Here is a 15,895-nt window from a genome sequence, read left to right as displayed (position 1 = left end):
AATACCTTCCCGCAACTATCCATTCTTCTTGGTAAACTTAATCAAGTATCCTATTGCTTTCTTTCCCTTGTGGAGCCTTGATAGTTCCAAATAATAATCCTCACCCTGAACAGTAAATTCCTTACCCGCCATACTATCGTCAGCACCTGATTCAACATACCTCATCAAATCCTGTCTAAGAAATGTATTGAACCTGCCGCCATTTCCTGGAATCCTTTCTTCCTTCTCCCACTGGCTGAGCTCTGGAAAAAGCTTAACCGCATTGTCGTTGCAATCCATATATAAAAGCTTGTTAGACAGAACAATTAGCCCTGTTTCTTTCAGCTCTCCCTCCAGGATTTCCGGGTTGGTTTCAATTGCATAGTTTGCGATTTTTACCACAGGAATCAAAATTCCGAAGATGCCAATGGTATAGATAAATGGCATCAATTCCACCTTCATATGAATCAGTCGTTCAACTGCATATGCACTGAACATCAGGAAGTATAAAAAGATTAGAATGTCCACATCTCTTGCGCTAACGACATTCTTTTTTCTGCTATATTTAAAAGAAATTGCAATGGAAATTATGAAATAAAAGGCCATAGAAATCAGGTACAGTGTATGGGCAAATCCGTAGGTTTTAATTAAATAACCACCATAAGGTCCATAATGGAATTCCACAGTCTTGTAGAAAATATCAAGCTGGCCTGCCGTACAGGCAGATAAAAATAGAACTATCTGAATCAAATACAAAACGATTTTTGTCTTTGTATATAAATGAATTTTGCAGATATCGCAGATATTAAAAAAGAAAAGCATTGGCGAAAACATACCTATAGTGTAGGTCAATTCATTGCCAAGCAGCGCCTCATTCAAAGATGTAGAAGACGCCAAGGCATAGTAACCTCCGTCACCTATAACAGTAACAAAGGCTACAAGAATTGCGTTTGTACCAAGCTTTCTCTCATTAGATATTATCCATACTAATATGGCTAGCGAACAGATAAAACAAACCAGATAATACATACCAATCCCCCACCTAATGTATTATTCCTTCTTATCTATTCTCCCTATCATTCATTATGCCATATAATGTAAGATATTTTAACCAGTTTCTTGAAAATACTTAAAAAATACAAGTAAACGTAATGATGCCATCGCGCCAGTTTACTTTGATATCACCGTGATAGCGCTCCATAAGCCCTTGCGCTATAGACAAACCAACGCCATATCCTTCCTTGTCGATATTATGGGCTTCATCACCTCTGTAAAATCTATCAAAGAATCGGTGGTAATCTATACCCGCTCCAGATTCATAGCTGTTTGAAACTCGCAGATAGATGTGTTTATGCTTTTTATCTCTGCCAAGTCCAACAGTTACTTTTCCCTTTGGATCGCAATACTTGATGGCATTATCAATAAGCAATGTTGAAATCTGGCGGATATCCCCTTCATGGGCTAATATCTTTACATCAGACGCTATGCTAAGCTCCATTGTCTTTTCATCAGAAGTGGCCACAGCCTCAAATGACTTTGCCGTATCTGTGACAATAGCAGAAAAATCTGTCTCTACTCTATCTTCTTTGCTATCCTTCTCACTTGCTCTTGTAACCAAAACAAGATTTTGAATGAGGCCTGTCAGTCTATCTACCTGACGCATGGTAGACTGAGTCCATTCGTTTTCAACGCCCATGATTTCAAGCATTTCTGTATTTGCTTTGATAACCGCAAGTGGTGTTTTCAGCTCGTGGCTGGCATTTGTGATGAATGATTTCTGAAGCTCTGCATTTTTAATTTCAGGCTGGATGAGCTTGCCTGCCCATGATTTAATAACAAAGGCCGAAATAACCATACCAAATCCAATCAGGATACAAGCCAACAATACCAGTCTTCGATTGATTGCAACCTGAGTGCTGCAGTCCAATACAACTACTATGGTGCCACCGGCTTCTCTTTCGGCAACCATATAGTAATAGTCCTCATAGCTACCGAACTTGAACCAACGTTTCATGACAGTATTTGCATAGGTGACTGCCTGATCTGCTTCTACTGCTGCAGTATGAGATGTGATAACTTTTTCCACCTCTCCATCCTCTGTGTAGGTGACAGCAAAATATCTGGTGGAATAATAGAATTCATCAGAAATGTAATTGCTCTCAACACCGAAAAGCTTTTCAAGCTGATAAACAAAGTCATTCTTGTTATCGATAGTATTGTTGTTATCGCCTGTTTCACTTGATTCGATGCTCTCGTATTGCATAGGCAAAACACCATCATTTTCAACAATGTACTGAATGTTATCTTTTATTTGTCCACGTGTCATCAAGGAATTGATAACATAAATACACCCTGCAATAAAGCTCATTACAATAAAGAATGAAACCATTGCAGTAATTATGAACTTATTCTTTAATGCTCGAATTGATTTTTCACTCATTCACTACCACCTGGAAAGAACCGCCCTTTTCGCCTTTAATAGTTACTCCGGAATTAATGTACTCCAGCTTGCCCTGTAAGAAGTTTACATAGAGCCAAACCGTATCTTCCTCAACATCTGTTTCGTCATTCCATACATGCTCGATTAGATAGTTGGTATCTACAGGATGTTCCTGATTTAACAAAAGCGCCTGCATCAATGAAAATTCCTTCAAAGAAAGTCGAACTGTATTTGCACAAATAAGCTCAAGGCTTTCAGCCTTAAGTGTAATGTCTCCGAATGAAAGCTCCTTGGCTGCATACTGGCTGCCTCGTCTTGTCATGGCCTTTACTCTGGCCATCAGCTCCTTCATGGCAAAAGGCTTGGTAAGATAATCATCTGCTCCTGCATCCAGCCCTTCTACTCTGTCATCCACCTCTGCCTTTGCTGTAAGCATCAGCACTGGTGTAACAATGTTTCTTCTTCTGATTTCCTTTAAAACTTCAAGTCCATCCATCTTTGGCATCATTATATCTAGGATAATGCCGTCATAACCATTGCTGAGAGCAAACTCCAAAGCCTGCGCTCCATCAACGGCACTGTCTACAACAAACCCCTGCATTTCCAGCATGGATGTAATAACCTTATTTAAATCAAGTGTGTCTTCAGCTAGTAATATTTTCATAAATTTCCTCTCTTATTCATCAATGCTTTCTGAGCGAATCAGGTCCCTTATTGTCTGCATAGACATATCAGTGGACGCCAGCTCATCAGCACATCTTTTTAGCTCTGCGCTAATAAGTGCATCGCTTTTGGATACCTTTTTCTTGTAGCGCATATGATGCTCTAACGCAGCCCAGGTATCCATAGAAATAGTTCTAAGTTGTATCTCGACAAAATATTTATTATCGTATTTCAGAATCATGTGCAAGCTTCTGTAGCCGTTTGGTTTGGCTTGCTTGATGTAATCCTTTTCCTCGATTACTTCCACCTTCTCTATTTTTCTAAGGTGGTCACGAACAGAATAGACATCACTAATAAATGCACAAACAACTCTGATACCAATTGCATCATGTATCTGCACCAGTGCGGATTCTGTAGTCTCAGGAAGATTCTGCCTTCTGCATTTTTCGCGCATGCTTTCCTCATCCTTGATACGAGACAAACAATGCTCCACAGGATCACTGCCAAATTCTTTTATCATATCCTCTCTCAGCTCATCAATTGAACCAAGAATTATATTCATAACTTTTTCCATCTCACTACGATGGTTTCCGTATATACTTTCTTCCAAAATTTTCTCCTATTTTTAAATTTGAGTCCTCAACAAATTTAGTTTCAATGATAATTATTCCACATAAAAAGAGTTTACCAAAAAAACTTGGTAAACTCTCTTAAATTTTTCTAAAATTTATCTGAACTTTACTCGATGACTGCGTCAATCAATACAAAATATTTCCCCTCGCCCTTAGTATATGTTGCAAAAGTACCAACTACTGTGATTGCCTCACCATCGTCCGGGTATTCTTCATCCTCAGGCAGAAGGTATTCAATTCCCTCTGTACAACAGCCCAAAGCGTCGTAAACGATACAAGAATGTGTACCGCCGTGTGTGGTGTTACTATCCCCATCCATTCTCACAAGCTGTCCTTTGTAGTTGGAAGGATTGGCAAGCATATCAGCCACATAAGAGTAAACCATGGTAGATGACATAGTGGTTAAATCCACATCCACATCTCCTACCTCAGAGCTCTTTCCACAGCCTACAAAGCTGATAATTATGGTTAATACTAATAATAAACTAACATATTTCTTCATAAGCCATAGTTTAACATAAATATTTTAAAAATCTATTACTGAATCGGCCACTCCCATAGTGGATTTTCTGTGAGAAATTAACACTATAGTTTTGTCCTTAGCCTCTTCCTTTAAAGATTTAAGGATGATTCCTTCATTTAAAGAATCAAGTGAGCTGGTAGGTTCATCCAAAAGAAGCATATTTCCTCCATGAAGGAATGCGCGGGCTATGCCAATTCTTTGTTTCTCTCCTCCCGAAAGTGTGGAGCCAAGCTCACCCACCTTTGTGTCGTAGCCTTCTGGGAGACTCATTATAAACTCATGTATGCTGGCCTTCTTCGCCGCATCCATAATTTCTTCGATGGTCGCATCTGGCTTTGCTACTGCAATATTTTTTGCGATGGTATCCTGACTAATCCAGGTTTCTTGTGTGACAAAGGATTGATTTTTTCTAAGGGATGCCGTGTTTACATCACCAATTTCAGTAGGGCCTTCAGTCTTGTCGTAATAGTAAATCTGCCCCTTGTCTGGCTTCCAAAATCCCATTAAAAGCCTTAGCAATGTGGATTTGCCGCAGCCACTTGGACCGTGAATTCCAAGAATCTGTCCCTTAGGAATATCGATTGTTCTATCCTTGATAACCTCCACATCCTCATATGCAAAGGAAACATTGTTTACTGTGGCAATATTGCCCTTTGAGTTGGCCACCATTTCCAAATCCACGCCATCTGTCTCTTCCTCTACAAGAGGCTTTTCATCCAAAAGTGCAAGCACTCTCTCACCACTGGCGAGGGTCTGATTGAGATTGTTGGATAATGATGCAAGGGCTACAACTGGTCCAAAGGAACTCATCATACCAACAACAGCCACCATCACCTGCTCGAAGGAAACGCGGCCCTTGTTGTAGGCAACCACCATTACTACCAAAATGATTAATGAAAACGCCTGTATAGACAGATTGGTAAGTAACTTCTGATTCTTTTCATAGTCCACCAAATCTGATTTGATTTCCGCCAGATTATCTGACTTTGCATTTAATCTGTTTAGCTGCTTATGACCATTTTTGAATTGGATGGTATCATCGATGCCATATAAAGCACCTAGGATAAAGCTGTTCATCTTGCCAAATTTATTTCTGAATTTAAGTCCCGCCTCGGCCGAACTCATCTCGTTAGAAACAGGAATCATACCACCTACAGTAAGATATGCGATTGCCGCAATAATGCCTGCTACAGGATACTGCATCCACAAAAATCCCGACATAAACAGGGACACTATTATCGCAATTGCGATAGGTGAAATTGTGTGAGCAAAGAACACCTCTAAAAGCTCTATATCTGTGGTAATCATTGTGATAAGATTACCCTTTTCCTTTGTTTCCAATTTGGCTGGGCAAAGCACACGAAGCTTCTCGAAAACCTTGTGTCTGATGATGGCAAGGATTCTAAAGGCAATGTAGTGATTGCAATACTGCTCTCCATAATGAAGCAGACCTCTAAGTATTGCCACAGCCACAATCAGCTGGAAAAACTTAGGCAAGGTACGAACCAGAACAGGGTTAGATATACTGTTGACTACCATTACTATTCCTTCTGCACCGAGCACCGTAACGAAAATGGCACACAAATGTCCCAGACTTCCCAACAGAACACCAAGGAACATGATAAATATCAGCGGTTTTACCAGGCCTATTAAGCGTGCCATGATTTTTAATCCAGATGTTTCTTTCTTCATTACATGGCACCTCCTGCATAGTTTTCCAAAGCATGCTGCTTCTTGTAAAGAGTAGCGTAAGCTCCATTCTTTTTAATCAGCTGGCTATGGGTTCCGGCTTCTACGATACTTCCACTATCAAGCATAAATATCTGGTCCGACTTCACCACATTTGCAAGTCGATGTGATATAAGGATAACCGTCTTTCCAAGCTCCTTTGAAAGCTTGCGGATAATATTCATTATGATTTCTTCTGATTCCATATCGATATTGCTGGTAGCTTCATCAAAAATATAAATTGGTGAGTTTTTAAGCAAGGCTCTTGCTATGCATAGGCGCTGCTTTTGACCGCCTGAAATATTGGCTCCGCCTTCTGCCAATTCAAACTCCAGTCCGCCTAAAGGCGCAAGCTCATCCCAAAGATTTAGAAGCTTTAGAATGTTTACAAGCTTTGTATCATTAGCCTTTGGCTTACCCAAATGAAGATTGTCACGAACTGTTCCGTGGAAAATATAGCTATTCAAAGAAACTGCTGTCATTGCAGACATAAGTGATGCTTCTGAAATATTTTTAAGCTCCTTACCTGCAACAGTAATTGATCCATTGTAGTTTCTGTTTTGCTGTCTGAGAAGACTGGCGATTGTGGACTTTCCTGAGCCTGACACACCTACAATTGAAACGAGCTGCCCTGCTTTAATATCCATGGAGATATCTTTTAATGTCTCCTCTTTGTCGTACGCGAAAGACACGCCAGTAAATCGAATATCGTAAGGTCCCTCTGAAACTAAATATTTACCTGCCTCAGGCTCTGGCAAATCTAAGAATTCAAATATCTTATCTGCCGCCTTCATTCCATTCATACCAATGTGGAAGTATGAGCCAAGGAGTCTCATTGGAAGGAAAAACTCTGCCGACAAAAGCAAAAACATAATGGCGCTAACGAGAGTCATATTTCCATCTAGGAACTCTTTGATTGTGGTGATGATTCCCACAGCTGCTCCTGCATAGGCAACAATATCCATGACGATGGTGCTGTTGAGCTGCATAGAAAGCACCTTCATAGTGATTTTTCTAAAGCGCTCTGATTCTACATCCATCTCCTCCGCTGCCTGTCCATCAGACTCATAAATCTTTAGAGTGGTAAGTCCATGAAGCTTTTCAAGGAATGTATCTCCCAGGCCATAGTATACTTTGAAGTATTTGTCCAAAAGCTTTCTGGCAACCTTCATAACTATCATGATAACAATTGGAATAAGTGGAACTGCGACAAGTAGAACAACTGCCGCTCTCAAATTGTATTGAAATAGAATTCCAAATAATGTAAGGGGAGCAAGTAACGCATATACGAATTGACTGATATACTTTCCAAAGTATATCTCCAGCTGCTCAACGCCCTCTCCCATCATCTGGGTAATCTGTGCAGAGGATACCTTGCTACGGTAGCTGCTTCCAAGACGAAGCAACTTGCTGTAGATTTCCTGACGCATCATTTTTTTAACATCTACACTGGCTTCAAAAGAAGCTTCGGTGTAGAGTCTGTCAAAAACTAATCTAGAAAAAATGCAAAACAAGGCAACTGCAAGATAAATCACCATGTGCTTTGTGTCTAATTTGCCGGCGTATGTGCCGCCAATTATTCTGGCAAAGCAACCTACTATGATAATCTGAGCAACAAGACCAAGCCACTGCCATAGAATTGACATGAACACGTGGCGTGTGCCTTGCTTCATCATTTTTAGTAATCTTGTTTTAATCATATTCTTCCCTCAAAACTATTTTTTAAGGAGTGCATATGCTCTAAGTATTTCGCCTACAGACCAAGCCTGCGCAAAACATCCCTTTGGCTGATATGGCTTTTCACTATTAAAATTCTCTGAGTAATTGCCAATACATTCTGTTACAAGATGCTTTTCTACTGGCTCAAACATAGCCTTTGCTTCTTCGATAGCCTGTGCGCTATGTCCGCCAACCTTAAGATATGCCTCAATAAATGCACCTAGCATGAAGCCCCAGGTTGTGCCTTCCTCCAAAGATTTAAGACCAACGCCAACATAAAGATTGTCTTTTACAACCTTTACTACTGACTTTTCCTTTTCTGGATCAAGCATTGTAAATGGAAGGCTAATAGCAAAAAGCTGATCAGGGCAGAGCGCTGTATCCTTCTCCTCTTCGCTGATTGAGTTGTAAAGGTATCCGCCCTCTTCATACCAGAAATCTGTGTTGAATGCTTCCTTAACCCAGATAGCAAGCTGACTGCAACCACCTGCGTATGCCAAATAGTTCTCTGGCTTGTTGTGAGTTCTTCTAGCAATGCCTCGTGAGATTTCCTCCATTGTCATAAGAGCGTTGTACCAAAGAGCATTAATATCAACAGGCTTGCACTTGCCTACCTGCATCAAAGCATCATCATCCATCTTGATTGAATATGATGTACCCTTTCTATATGCTCCCATGATTTCCTGAAGATATGGATATATTTCATCCTCTACAAACTTCCATGCCTCATCATTATCAACGTATTTCAGATAATTATATACTGCATAGAAATACCAAAGTGATGCATCCGCTGTATTGTTTGAAGGTGTGCCTCCCTCCTCTGGGAATTCATTTGGAAGCAAACCATTTTTGATATATTTTGCAAATGTAAGAAGAATGGATTTGGCATCATCAAAGTGACCTGTCTCAAGGCAAATACCTGTGAACGCCACCATTGCATCTCTACCACGGTCTGTGAGCCATGGATAGCCTGCAATAATACTCTTTTTATTAGAAGACTTTCTCTTTACGATGAACTGATTTGCAGCCACAGTAAGAACCTGTGCAAGCTCATCATCCTCATCAAATCCAGCAGTTTCAATAAGCGCCTGGACTCTATTCTTCTCTTTTTCAGCCTCTACAAAAGCTGTGTCTCTATCAATTTCTTCAAACTCTGGCCAGTTCACTTTCTTACGACCAGTGCTGGATTTCACATCTACTGAACAAACAAATGAAGCCTTCGAAACTCCACCTGCAGCAACTTCCATAACAAAATCATATGGCTTAATATGGCAATCCAAACCATCCTTGCCATCATCCAATTCGTGCTGAAGCTCCATGTTTTCATCGTACACGTTGTTGCGCTTTACCATTTCGCAGCCTGCAGAAATAAGAGAAATTCTCACATCTGAATTGCTAACAGGACTATAGTAAAATCCCACATTGCCATTATTCTCGTTACGAATCTCCTGGAAAACTTCCTCTGGCAACTCAAATCTCAAATCATCGATAGTCATATGAGCTGAGTGCTTTCTATAATTCATAAGAGGTGTAATAACTACACCTGCTGCCGGACCATTATTTTCCAACGTATATGCGATAGTACACTGATTCTTTTCATGAACCAAAGTAATTGTCTTTGTGAGACGCATACCACCCGCCTCATAAATAAAGGTAACATTGCCATCATACTTAAACTGGCTCAAGTGCATATTACCCTGATTAAACTCGCTAGTATAAGGGCCCTTATGCTGAGCTGTAGTCAAATCATAAATCCTGCTACCGCACACAAGACGCTCATTTGTCTTTGAAAACGCAAGCACTCTATCCACCGGCGCCTGCAAGCTAGCAATCAAATAGCCCTGATGAATTCTCGAGTGTGCACCGATAATGCTACTGCTTCCATATCCACCAAGGCCATTTGTCAAAAGCCATTCTCTATTTAAATTATTCTTATAATTATTAAGCTTATCTAAAACAAATTCAAAATTCATTTATTATTCTCCATCGTACACGCAAAAGTTTACATCTACATTATACACAAAAATCCCCCCATTTCTTCATTAAATTTGCAAAAAATAAAAGGACCAGGCATGGGCGTGCCTAGTCCTTACAAAAAGGGAGAAATAATACGAATATATTAGACTAAATCAAAGAAGCTACACACTTCTCGACTTCTTTCATGTCAGCTGTTGGCTCGAAACGGGCAACTACATTACCCTGACGGTCAACGATGAACTTTGTAAAGTTCCATTTGATTTCTGGATTGTTCTTGTAATCCTTGTCAATCTTCTTGAGCATTGCGCTCATAGCAAGTGCCTTAGCACCCTTACCAAATCCTTCAAAGCCCTTCTGAGACTTAAGATACTTGAAAAGCTCGATAGCTGTCTCACCATTTACATCAGCCTTCTTCATCTGAGGGAACTGTGTGTTGTAGTGAAGCTGGCAGAACTCGTGAATTTCCTCGTCGTTGCCAGGTGTCTGACCTGCAAACTGGTTGCAAGGAACGTCTACGATTTCGAAGCCCTGAGCGTGGTACTGCTCATAGATACTTTCGATGTCCTTGTACTGTGGTGTGAAACCGCATCCTGTAGCTGTGTTGACAATCATAACAACCTTGCCCTGATAATCGCTCATAGCCTGCTGCTCGCCATTTGTCTTTTCAACTGTAAGATCATAAAATCCCATTACTTTTCCTCCTTCACAGAAAAACATGTTCATATTTCTTTTTTAATTTAATTGTGTGCAATTGATTATGATTGAATTGTACGCAATTAAATTTTATTTGTCAACACTTTTTTTCAAATTTTATTTTTTTCCTTGTTCTGATAAAATAAAATTAACATTTATATATGGAGGAAATATTAATTTGAACCTAAAAAACGTGAAAAAGCTTATTACTAAAACTGCCTTGTCCCTAGCCTTGGCATTGACTATTAGTTTTACTGTGCCAATGGCATCACTTCAGGCTGAAGCTGCTTATTATTCTGTTACACCTATATCTGCAGTGCTTTTGTCCTGCAATGGTACTGAAGTATTTGCTGATGCAGATACCACCACTTTCGTAAAAACTCTCGCAGTTAATACACCTGTGCAGGTTACAGGCCAGACATCAAATGGCTTTTGGCAGGTTAGCCTTGATGGCGGAATTTACTATATTTCTCAGCAAGCACTTTCTGCTGCAGCAAACACTACTGCTGTTCGATTTACTTCTTATGATGTAAATGCAGCCCTTGTTGCTAATGCAGCTTCAGGCAAAATCATTTATAGCCAGGGAGCAAATGACAAGCTTGAGCCAGCAAGCACAACCAAAATCATGACTGCTCTTCTTGTAATAGAAGCAATCGAAGCTGGACAGCTTACTTTAGATACACCTGTTTTGACTTCTGCAACTGCAGTTGCTTCTCTTCCATCTGATGCAAGCCACGTGGAGCCAAGACTTCAGGCCGGAGAAATCCTTACTGTAGATCAGCTTCTTACAGCAATGATGGTAAGCTCTGATTGCCAGGCCTGCAATATTCTTGCTGAGGCCGTTGCCGGTTCCGTATCAAACTTCGTAGCACTTATGAATGCTAGAGCCACTCAGCTTGGCTGTGTAAATACAAACTTTACTAATCCATCTGGCTATCCAGATAAAAATATGTATACAAACGCTTACTCACTTTATTTGATTACAGCCAACGCATACGCTCATCCACTATTCAAGCAGTATTTTGGTATGGCAAGCGCTGTGCTTCCAGCCACAAACATGTGCGCCGCTCCTAGAGCACTTGTAAACACTAACGCTCTTGTAATTCCAGGTTCTGCTTACTACAACCCATACGTAGTAGGTGGCAAAACAGGAACAGCAGGCAGAGCTGGCCAGTGTCTTGTGACTGTCGCTTCACGAGAAGGCAAGACAATTATCACTGTTGTTCTTGGTGGGAAAAACCGCACCATGTGCGATGGAACCGTAAAATCATCACGTTATTATGAAACTAATCGTTTAATAGAACTTGGATTTGCAAATTACTGGTAAAAAAGCCTTAAAATATACAGATTTTACATAGTTTTTTCACATCAGTATCCGATAATCATTATAGAGAGATTTTTGGAAGGGAGTGTGATTTACAAATGAAACCAATTAGAAAGCTCTTACGAAAAAATGTTGTAGTAATGCTCCTAGTTGCAATGGTTTATCCTTCTATCACTGTAGATGCAAAACAACCTGTTAAAGAGACATCTACCCAGAAAGTAATTGTGATTGATCCTGGCTGTCAGATGAATGCCAACAATCGAAAGGAACCAATTGGGCCTGGAGCTTTCAAAACAACTGCACGTGCCACAACTGGTGTGGATGGGGCCGAAACAGGAATTCACGAATATGATCTGAATCTGCAGATTGCCTTGAAGACATCTTCTCTTCTTAGCAAGCAAGGCTACACCGTACTCCTTACCAGAAATGAAAACGATGTAAATCTTAGCAGTGGCGACCGTGCAATGATTGCCAACACTGCAAATGCCGATGCATTTATAGTAATTCAGACTGGGGAAAACAATGGAGTTTCTGTTGTATGTCAGTCAGAAGATAATCCATACAACTATGGAAATTACAATGATGCTAGACTATTATCAGATGCAATCCTAGGATCTGTTGTCCAGGAAGCTGATTGTGATAACGAAGGCGTCACCGAAGACGATGACAAACCTATCATAAACTGGTGTGCATCTCCTACCGCCATCGTCGAAGTTGGTGACCTCACAAATGCGGATGAGGAAACAAAGCTTGTGGATGACGAATACCAATTGATGCTCGCTCAGGGCATTGCCAACGGCGTAGATAGCTACTTCACACAGAAGTAAATGGTAATTTTACTTTATTAATTGTATAAACTAAAATAAGCCATCCTGTAGGCATCAAGCTCTACTATTTCTCAAGCGAGACGTGTTGTCGAGCGGAGAAATCAGTAGGCTTGTAGCCGTAACAGGATGGCTTTCTTAGTCTATATGTTGTTTATTCTGTAAATAGAGGTGTTGAGTAATATCTATCACCTGAATCAGGAAGTAAAGCTACAATTGTCTTGCCTTTGTTCTCTGGCTTCTTTGCGAGCTCGATTGCTCCGTGGAGAGCTGCTCCTGAAGAAATACCAACTGAGATTCCTTCCTTCTTTGCAAGAAGCTTTGCTGCTGCAAATGCATCTGCACTATCTGCTACGAAAATCTCATCGTAAATCTCTGTATTTAATACGTCTGGAACAAATCCTGCGCCGATACCCTGAATCTTGTGTGCACCTGCACGTCCCTCTGAAAGAACAGGTGAATCCTTTGGCTCAAGTGCAACAATCTTAACATCTGGCTTCTGTGACTTAAGGTACTCACCTACACCTGTAACTGTTCCACCAGTACCTACACCAGCGATGAAGATATCAACATTTCCATCTGTGTCTTCCCAGATTTCTGGACCTGTAGTTGTTCTGTGAGCTGTTGCGTTTGCTGGATTTACAAACTGTCCAGGAATAAAGCTTCCCTCGATTTCAGCTGCAAGCTCCTCAGCCTTTGCGATAGCCCCCTTCATACCCTTTGAGCCTTCTGTAAGAACGATTTCAGCGCCGTATGCCTTAAGAATGTTTCTACGCTCAACTGACATTGTCTCTGGCATTGTAAGGATTGCACGATATCCCTTTGATGCTGCGATTGCTGCAAGACCGATACCTGTGTTTCCTGAAGTTGGCTCGATGATTACTGAACCTTCCTTGAGGAGACCTCTCTCCTCTGCATCCTCAATCATAGCCTTTGCTACTCTATCCTTTACTGATCCAGCTGGATTGAAATACTCAAGCTTTACAAGAACTGTAGCCTCAAGCCCAAGCTCCTTTTCAATATTAACCACCTCAACAAGTGGAGTCTTTCCAATTAACTCAATAGCTCCCTTATAAATCTTAGACATTTCTAGTCTCCTCCTAGTTTTTTTATATTATACCGCATTTGCGTTTTTTTCTGCATTAAAAACTTCTTCAATCTTCTCTGCATCAATTGCATCAAAGCCCTTCTGTAAATCCTCAATGATGTCATCAATGTGCTCTGTACCAATTGAAAGTCTGATTGTAGACTGTGTAATTCCCTGATCTAAAAGCTCTTCCTCTGTAAGCTGAGAATGAGTTGTTGTCGCTGGGTGAATAACCAGGCTCTTTACATCTGCTACATTTGCAAGGATTGAGAAGATTTCAAGGCTATCAATAAACTTGTAGGCTTCCTCCTTGCCACCCTTGATTTCGAATGTGAAGATGCTGCCGCCATCCTTAGGGAAGTATTTCTTATAAAGCTCATGGTCTGGATGATCCTCAAGTGATGGATGATTTACATGAGCTACCTTTGGATGATTCTTCAAGAACTCTACAACCTTCTTTGTGTTTTCTGCATGTCTGTCGAGACGAAGAGGCAATGTCTCAATTCCCTGCAAAAGGAGGAATGCATTAAATGGTGAGATTGTTGCCCCTGTGTCTCTAAGCAGAATAGCTCTGATATATGTTACAAATGCTGCAGGACCGGCAACCTCAGCAAATGATACACCATGATAGCTAGGATTTGCTTCTGCAATGTTAGGGTACTTTCCGCTTGCCTTCCAATCATACTTGCCAGCTTCTACGATAACACCACCAAGTGTTGTTCCGTGTCCACCGAAGAACTTTGTTGCTGAATGAACAACGATGTCTGCGCCATGCTCAATTGGTCTTACCCAATAAGCTGCTCCAAATGTGTTGTCAACAACAAGTGGAAGTCCTGCCTCGTGTGCAATCTTTGCAATTGCATCGATATCTGGAATATCGCTGTTAGGATTTCCAAGAGTCTCTAAGTAGATTGCTCTTGTGTTATCCTGAATTGCGTTTTTAACCTCATCTAAATTGTGTGCATCAACAAATGTAGTTGAAACACCGTACTGTGTAAGTGTATGAGCAAGAAGATTGTAGCTTCCGCCGTAGATAGTCTTCTGTGCTACGATGTGTCCGCCGTTTGCTGCAAGTGCTTGGATTGTGTATGTAATAGCTGCTGCACCAGATGCTACTGCAAGTGCTGCGCTTCCACCTTCAAGTGCTGCAACTCTCTCCTCTAAAACACCCTGAGTAGAATTTGTAAGACGACCATAAATGTTACCTGCATCAGCAAGACCAAATCTATCTGCTGCATGCTGTGAATCTCTGAATACGTAGCTAGTAGTCTGGTAAATAGGTACTGCTCTTGCATCAGATGCTGGATCTGGGTTTTCCTGGCCCACATGAAGTGCTAAAGTTTCAAATCTATAATTGCTCATAATTCTTCCTCCTTTTTTTGCCTATCTGGTTGATATGTTTTTGTGTTGAAATGATAATACATTTAATTACCTACCTAGTCAATAGGTTTTACAATAAGCAAAAACTATAGCTGGCTATAAATTGAATTTATAACCAGCTATAGTCACACTTTTAATATTATATTTTCACATTTTGTTGCTACTATATCCTTATAAAACAATAAAGGTAGGTGTTTTTTATGGATATGGTAAAACTTCGTTGCCCTATGTGTCGCAAAACATTTGAAATATCAACTGTTGAACTAGAAAAGAAATATAAATATGGTTTTGTGCCTATTTTTTGCAACTACAAATGTTTGTTACGTTTTTCTAGTCACCACTAGGACAACTGTGCTTGTTTATATATACAAGGCACTATCATACTCAAAGGTTCTAAGGAACTTTTGAGCGCGTTCTGTAACAGGTTCCTTAAAGAATCCCTTTACGTCTTCTGTCTCTTCTACTATCTCGCCATTGTCGAAGAATAGGATTCTATCTGCAACAGCCTCTGCAAAACTCATTTCGTGAGTTACTATGAGCATAGTGCGGCCACTTTTAGCCAGCTTAATCATAGTTTCAAGAACCTCGTGAACCATCTCTGGATCAAGTGCCGCTGTAACCTCATCAAAAAGTATAATCTCTGGATGCATCACAAGCGCTCTTACAATAGCCACACGCTGCTTCTGTCCACCTGAAAGCTGTCTAGGATAATAGTCCTTTTTATCAGAGAGACCGACCTTGTCTAGAAGCTCTATTGCCTCCTTTGTAACCTCTTCCTTGTTTCTCTTCTGAACCTTTGTAGGTGCCAGTATGATATTTTCAATTACTGTCTTGTGAGGGAACAATTCGTAAGACTGGAACACCATTCCAATCTTCTGGCGAAGCTTTGTGATATCTCTTTTATCAGCCTCCACTGGAAGTCCATC

14 protein-coding genes are annotated in these 15,895 nt (G+C 40.6%); 2 read left to right on the top strand and 12 right to left on the bottom strand.

The annotated features are described in order from the left end of the window. Positions 1-15: 15 nt before the first annotated feature. The 9 genes from E7274_RS07565 to E7274_RS07525 form a co-directional block, all read right to left on the bottom strand. Positions 16-1,008: a histidine kinase N-terminal 7TM domain-containing protein gene (locus tag E7274_RS07565; RefSeq protein ID WP_304174971.1), complete on the bottom strand. Its 993-nt coding sequence runs from the start codon at positions 1,006-1,008 to the stop codon at positions 16-18. 100 nt (positions 1,009-1,108) lie between these two features. Next, positions 1,109-2,419 carry a sensor histidine kinase gene (locus E7274_RS07560; protein WP_304174970.1) on the bottom strand — a complete coding sequence of 437 codons (1,311 nt, stop codon included), beginning with the start codon at positions 2,417-2,419 and terminating at the stop codon, positions 1,109-1,111. Next, complete coding sequence (locus tag E7274_RS07555; protein ID WP_304174968.1) at positions 2,412-3,083, bottom strand: response regulator transcription factor; 672 nt, start codon at positions 3,081-3,083, stop codon at positions 2,412-2,414. The genes E7274_RS07560 and E7274_RS07555 overlap by 8 nt, the downstream gene beginning before the upstream one ends. Before the next feature lie 12 nt (positions 3,084-3,095). After that, positions 3,096-3,692: a GTP pyrophosphokinase gene (locus E7274_RS07550; protein ID WP_304174967.1), complete on the bottom strand. Its 597-nt coding sequence runs from the start codon at positions 3,690-3,692 to the stop codon at positions 3,096-3,098. A 128-nt stretch (positions 3,693-3,820) separates the two neighbouring features. Next, complete coding sequence (locus E7274_RS07545; RefSeq protein WP_304174965.1) at positions 3,821-4,216, bottom strand: hypothetical protein; 396 nt, start codon at positions 4,214-4,216, stop codon at positions 3,821-3,823. Positions 4,217-4,240: 24 nt separating this feature from the next. After that, a complete protein-coding gene (locus E7274_RS07540) occupies positions 4,241-5,929 on the bottom strand; it encodes an amino acid ABC transporter ATP-binding/permease protein (protein ID WP_304174963.1) in 1,689 nt (562 codons plus the stop codon). Then, on the bottom strand, positions 5,929-7,665 hold the full coding sequence (locus E7274_RS07535; protein ID WP_304174961.1) for an ABC transporter ATP-binding protein/permease: 1,737 nt from the start codon (positions 7,663-7,665) through the stop codon (positions 5,929-5,931). Before E7274_RS07535 ends, E7274_RS07540 begins: the two co-directional genes overlap by 1 nt. 15 nt (positions 7,666-7,680) lie before the next feature. Beyond that, positions 7,681-9,657 (bottom strand): amylo-alpha-1,6-glucosidase, encoded by a 1,977-nt coding sequence (locus tag E7274_RS07530; RefSeq protein ID WP_304174959.1) that lies wholly within the window; start codon positions 9,655-9,657, stop codon positions 7,681-7,683. Positions 9,658-9,808: 151 nt separating this feature from the next. After that, entirely contained in the window at positions 9,809-10,351 is a 543-nt protein-coding gene (locus tag E7274_RS07525) for a glutathione peroxidase (RefSeq protein WP_074790751.1), read from the bottom strand. Positions 10,352-10,532: 181 nt separating this feature from the next. On the opposite strand from E7274_RS07525, the gene E7274_RS07520 reads away from it, so the two are divergent. Together E7274_RS07520 and E7274_RS07515 are read left to right on the top strand one after the other, a co-directional pair. Then, positions 10,533-11,681 (top strand): D-alanyl-D-alanine carboxypeptidase family protein, encoded by a 1,149-nt coding sequence (locus E7274_RS07520; RefSeq protein WP_304174957.1) that lies wholly within the window; start codon positions 10,533-10,535, stop codon positions 11,679-11,681. Between the two features lie 95 nt (positions 11,682-11,776). Further along, positions 11,777-12,505 (top strand): N-acetylmuramoyl-L-alanine amidase family protein, encoded by a 729-nt coding sequence (locus E7274_RS07515; RefSeq protein WP_304174955.1) that lies wholly within the window; start codon positions 11,777-11,779, stop codon positions 12,503-12,505. Between the two features lie 151 nt (positions 12,506-12,656). Here E7274_RS07515 and cysK read toward each other — a convergent pair whose 3' ends face one another. The 3 genes from cysK to E7274_RS07500 all read right to left on the bottom strand — a co-directional run. Beyond that, entirely contained in the window at positions 12,657-13,589 is a 933-nt protein-coding gene (gene cysK / locus E7274_RS07510; protein WP_044933809.1) for a cysteine synthase A, read from the bottom strand. A 27-nt stretch (positions 13,590-13,616) separates the two neighbouring features. Next, positions 13,617-14,951: an O-acetylhomoserine aminocarboxypropyltransferase/cysteine synthase family protein gene (locus E7274_RS07505; RefSeq protein WP_304174953.1), complete on the bottom strand. Its 1,335-nt coding sequence runs from the start codon at positions 14,949-14,951 to the stop codon at positions 13,617-13,619. Between the two features lie 377 nt (positions 14,952-15,328). Continuing rightward, positions 15,329-15,895: amino acid ABC transporter ATP-binding protein (locus E7274_RS07500; protein WP_304174951.1), on the bottom strand; the 567-nt coding region annotated here is incomplete at its 5' end.

It is taken from the genome of Pseudobutyrivibrio ruminis (assembly GCF_015057245.1).
In the GTDB taxonomy this organism is placed as follows: domain Bacteria; phylum Bacillota; class Clostridia; order Lachnospirales; family Lachnospiraceae; genus Pseudobutyrivibrio; species Pseudobutyrivibrio ruminis_E.
The sequence above is the reverse complement of the archived record's forward strand: the minus strand, read 5'-3'. Positions and strand labels throughout refer to the sequence as shown.

Excerpts from the sequence above, each read along its gene's own strand:
- E7274_RS07565 (WP_304174971.1), bottom strand. The coding sequence starts at position 1,008 with ATGTATTATCTGGTTTGTTTTATCTGTTCGCTAGCCATATTAGTATGG.
- E7274_RS07560 (WP_304174970.1), bottom strand. The coding sequence starts at position 2,419 with ATGAGTGAAAAATCAATTCGAGCATTAAAGAATAAGTTCATAATTACT.
- E7274_RS07555 (WP_304174968.1), bottom strand. The coding sequence starts at position 3,083 with ATGAAAATATTACTAGCTGAAGACACACTTGATTTAAATAAGGTTATT.
- E7274_RS07545 (WP_304174965.1), bottom strand. The coding sequence starts at position 4,216 with ATGAAGAAATATGTTAGTTTATTATTAGTATTAACCATAATTATCAGC.
- E7274_RS07540 (WP_304174963.1), bottom strand. The coding sequence starts at position 5,929 with ATGAAGAAAGAAACATCTGGATTAAAAATCATGGCACGCTTAATAGGC.
- E7274_RS07535 (WP_304174961.1), bottom strand. The coding sequence starts at position 7,665 with ATGATTAAAACAAGATTACTAAAAATGATGAAGCAAGGCACACGCCAC.
- E7274_RS07530 (WP_304174959.1), bottom strand. The coding sequence starts at position 9,657 with ATGAATTTTGAATTTGTTTTAGATAAGCTTAATAATTATAAGAATAAT.
- E7274_RS07525 (WP_074790751.1), bottom strand. The coding sequence starts at position 10,351 with ATGGGATTTTATGATCTTACAGTTGAAAAGACAAATGGCGAGCAGCAG.
- E7274_RS07515 (WP_304174955.1), top strand. The coding sequence starts at position 11,777 with ATGAAACCAATTAGAAAGCTCTTACGAAAAAATGTTGTAGTAATGCTC.
- cysK (WP_044933809.1), bottom strand. The coding sequence starts at position 13,589 with ATGTCTAAGATTTATAAGGGAGCTATTGAGTTAATTGGAAAGACTCCA.
- E7274_RS07505 (WP_304174953.1), bottom strand. The coding sequence starts at position 14,951 with ATGAGCAATTATAGATTTGAAACTTTAGCACTTCATGTGGGCCAGGAA.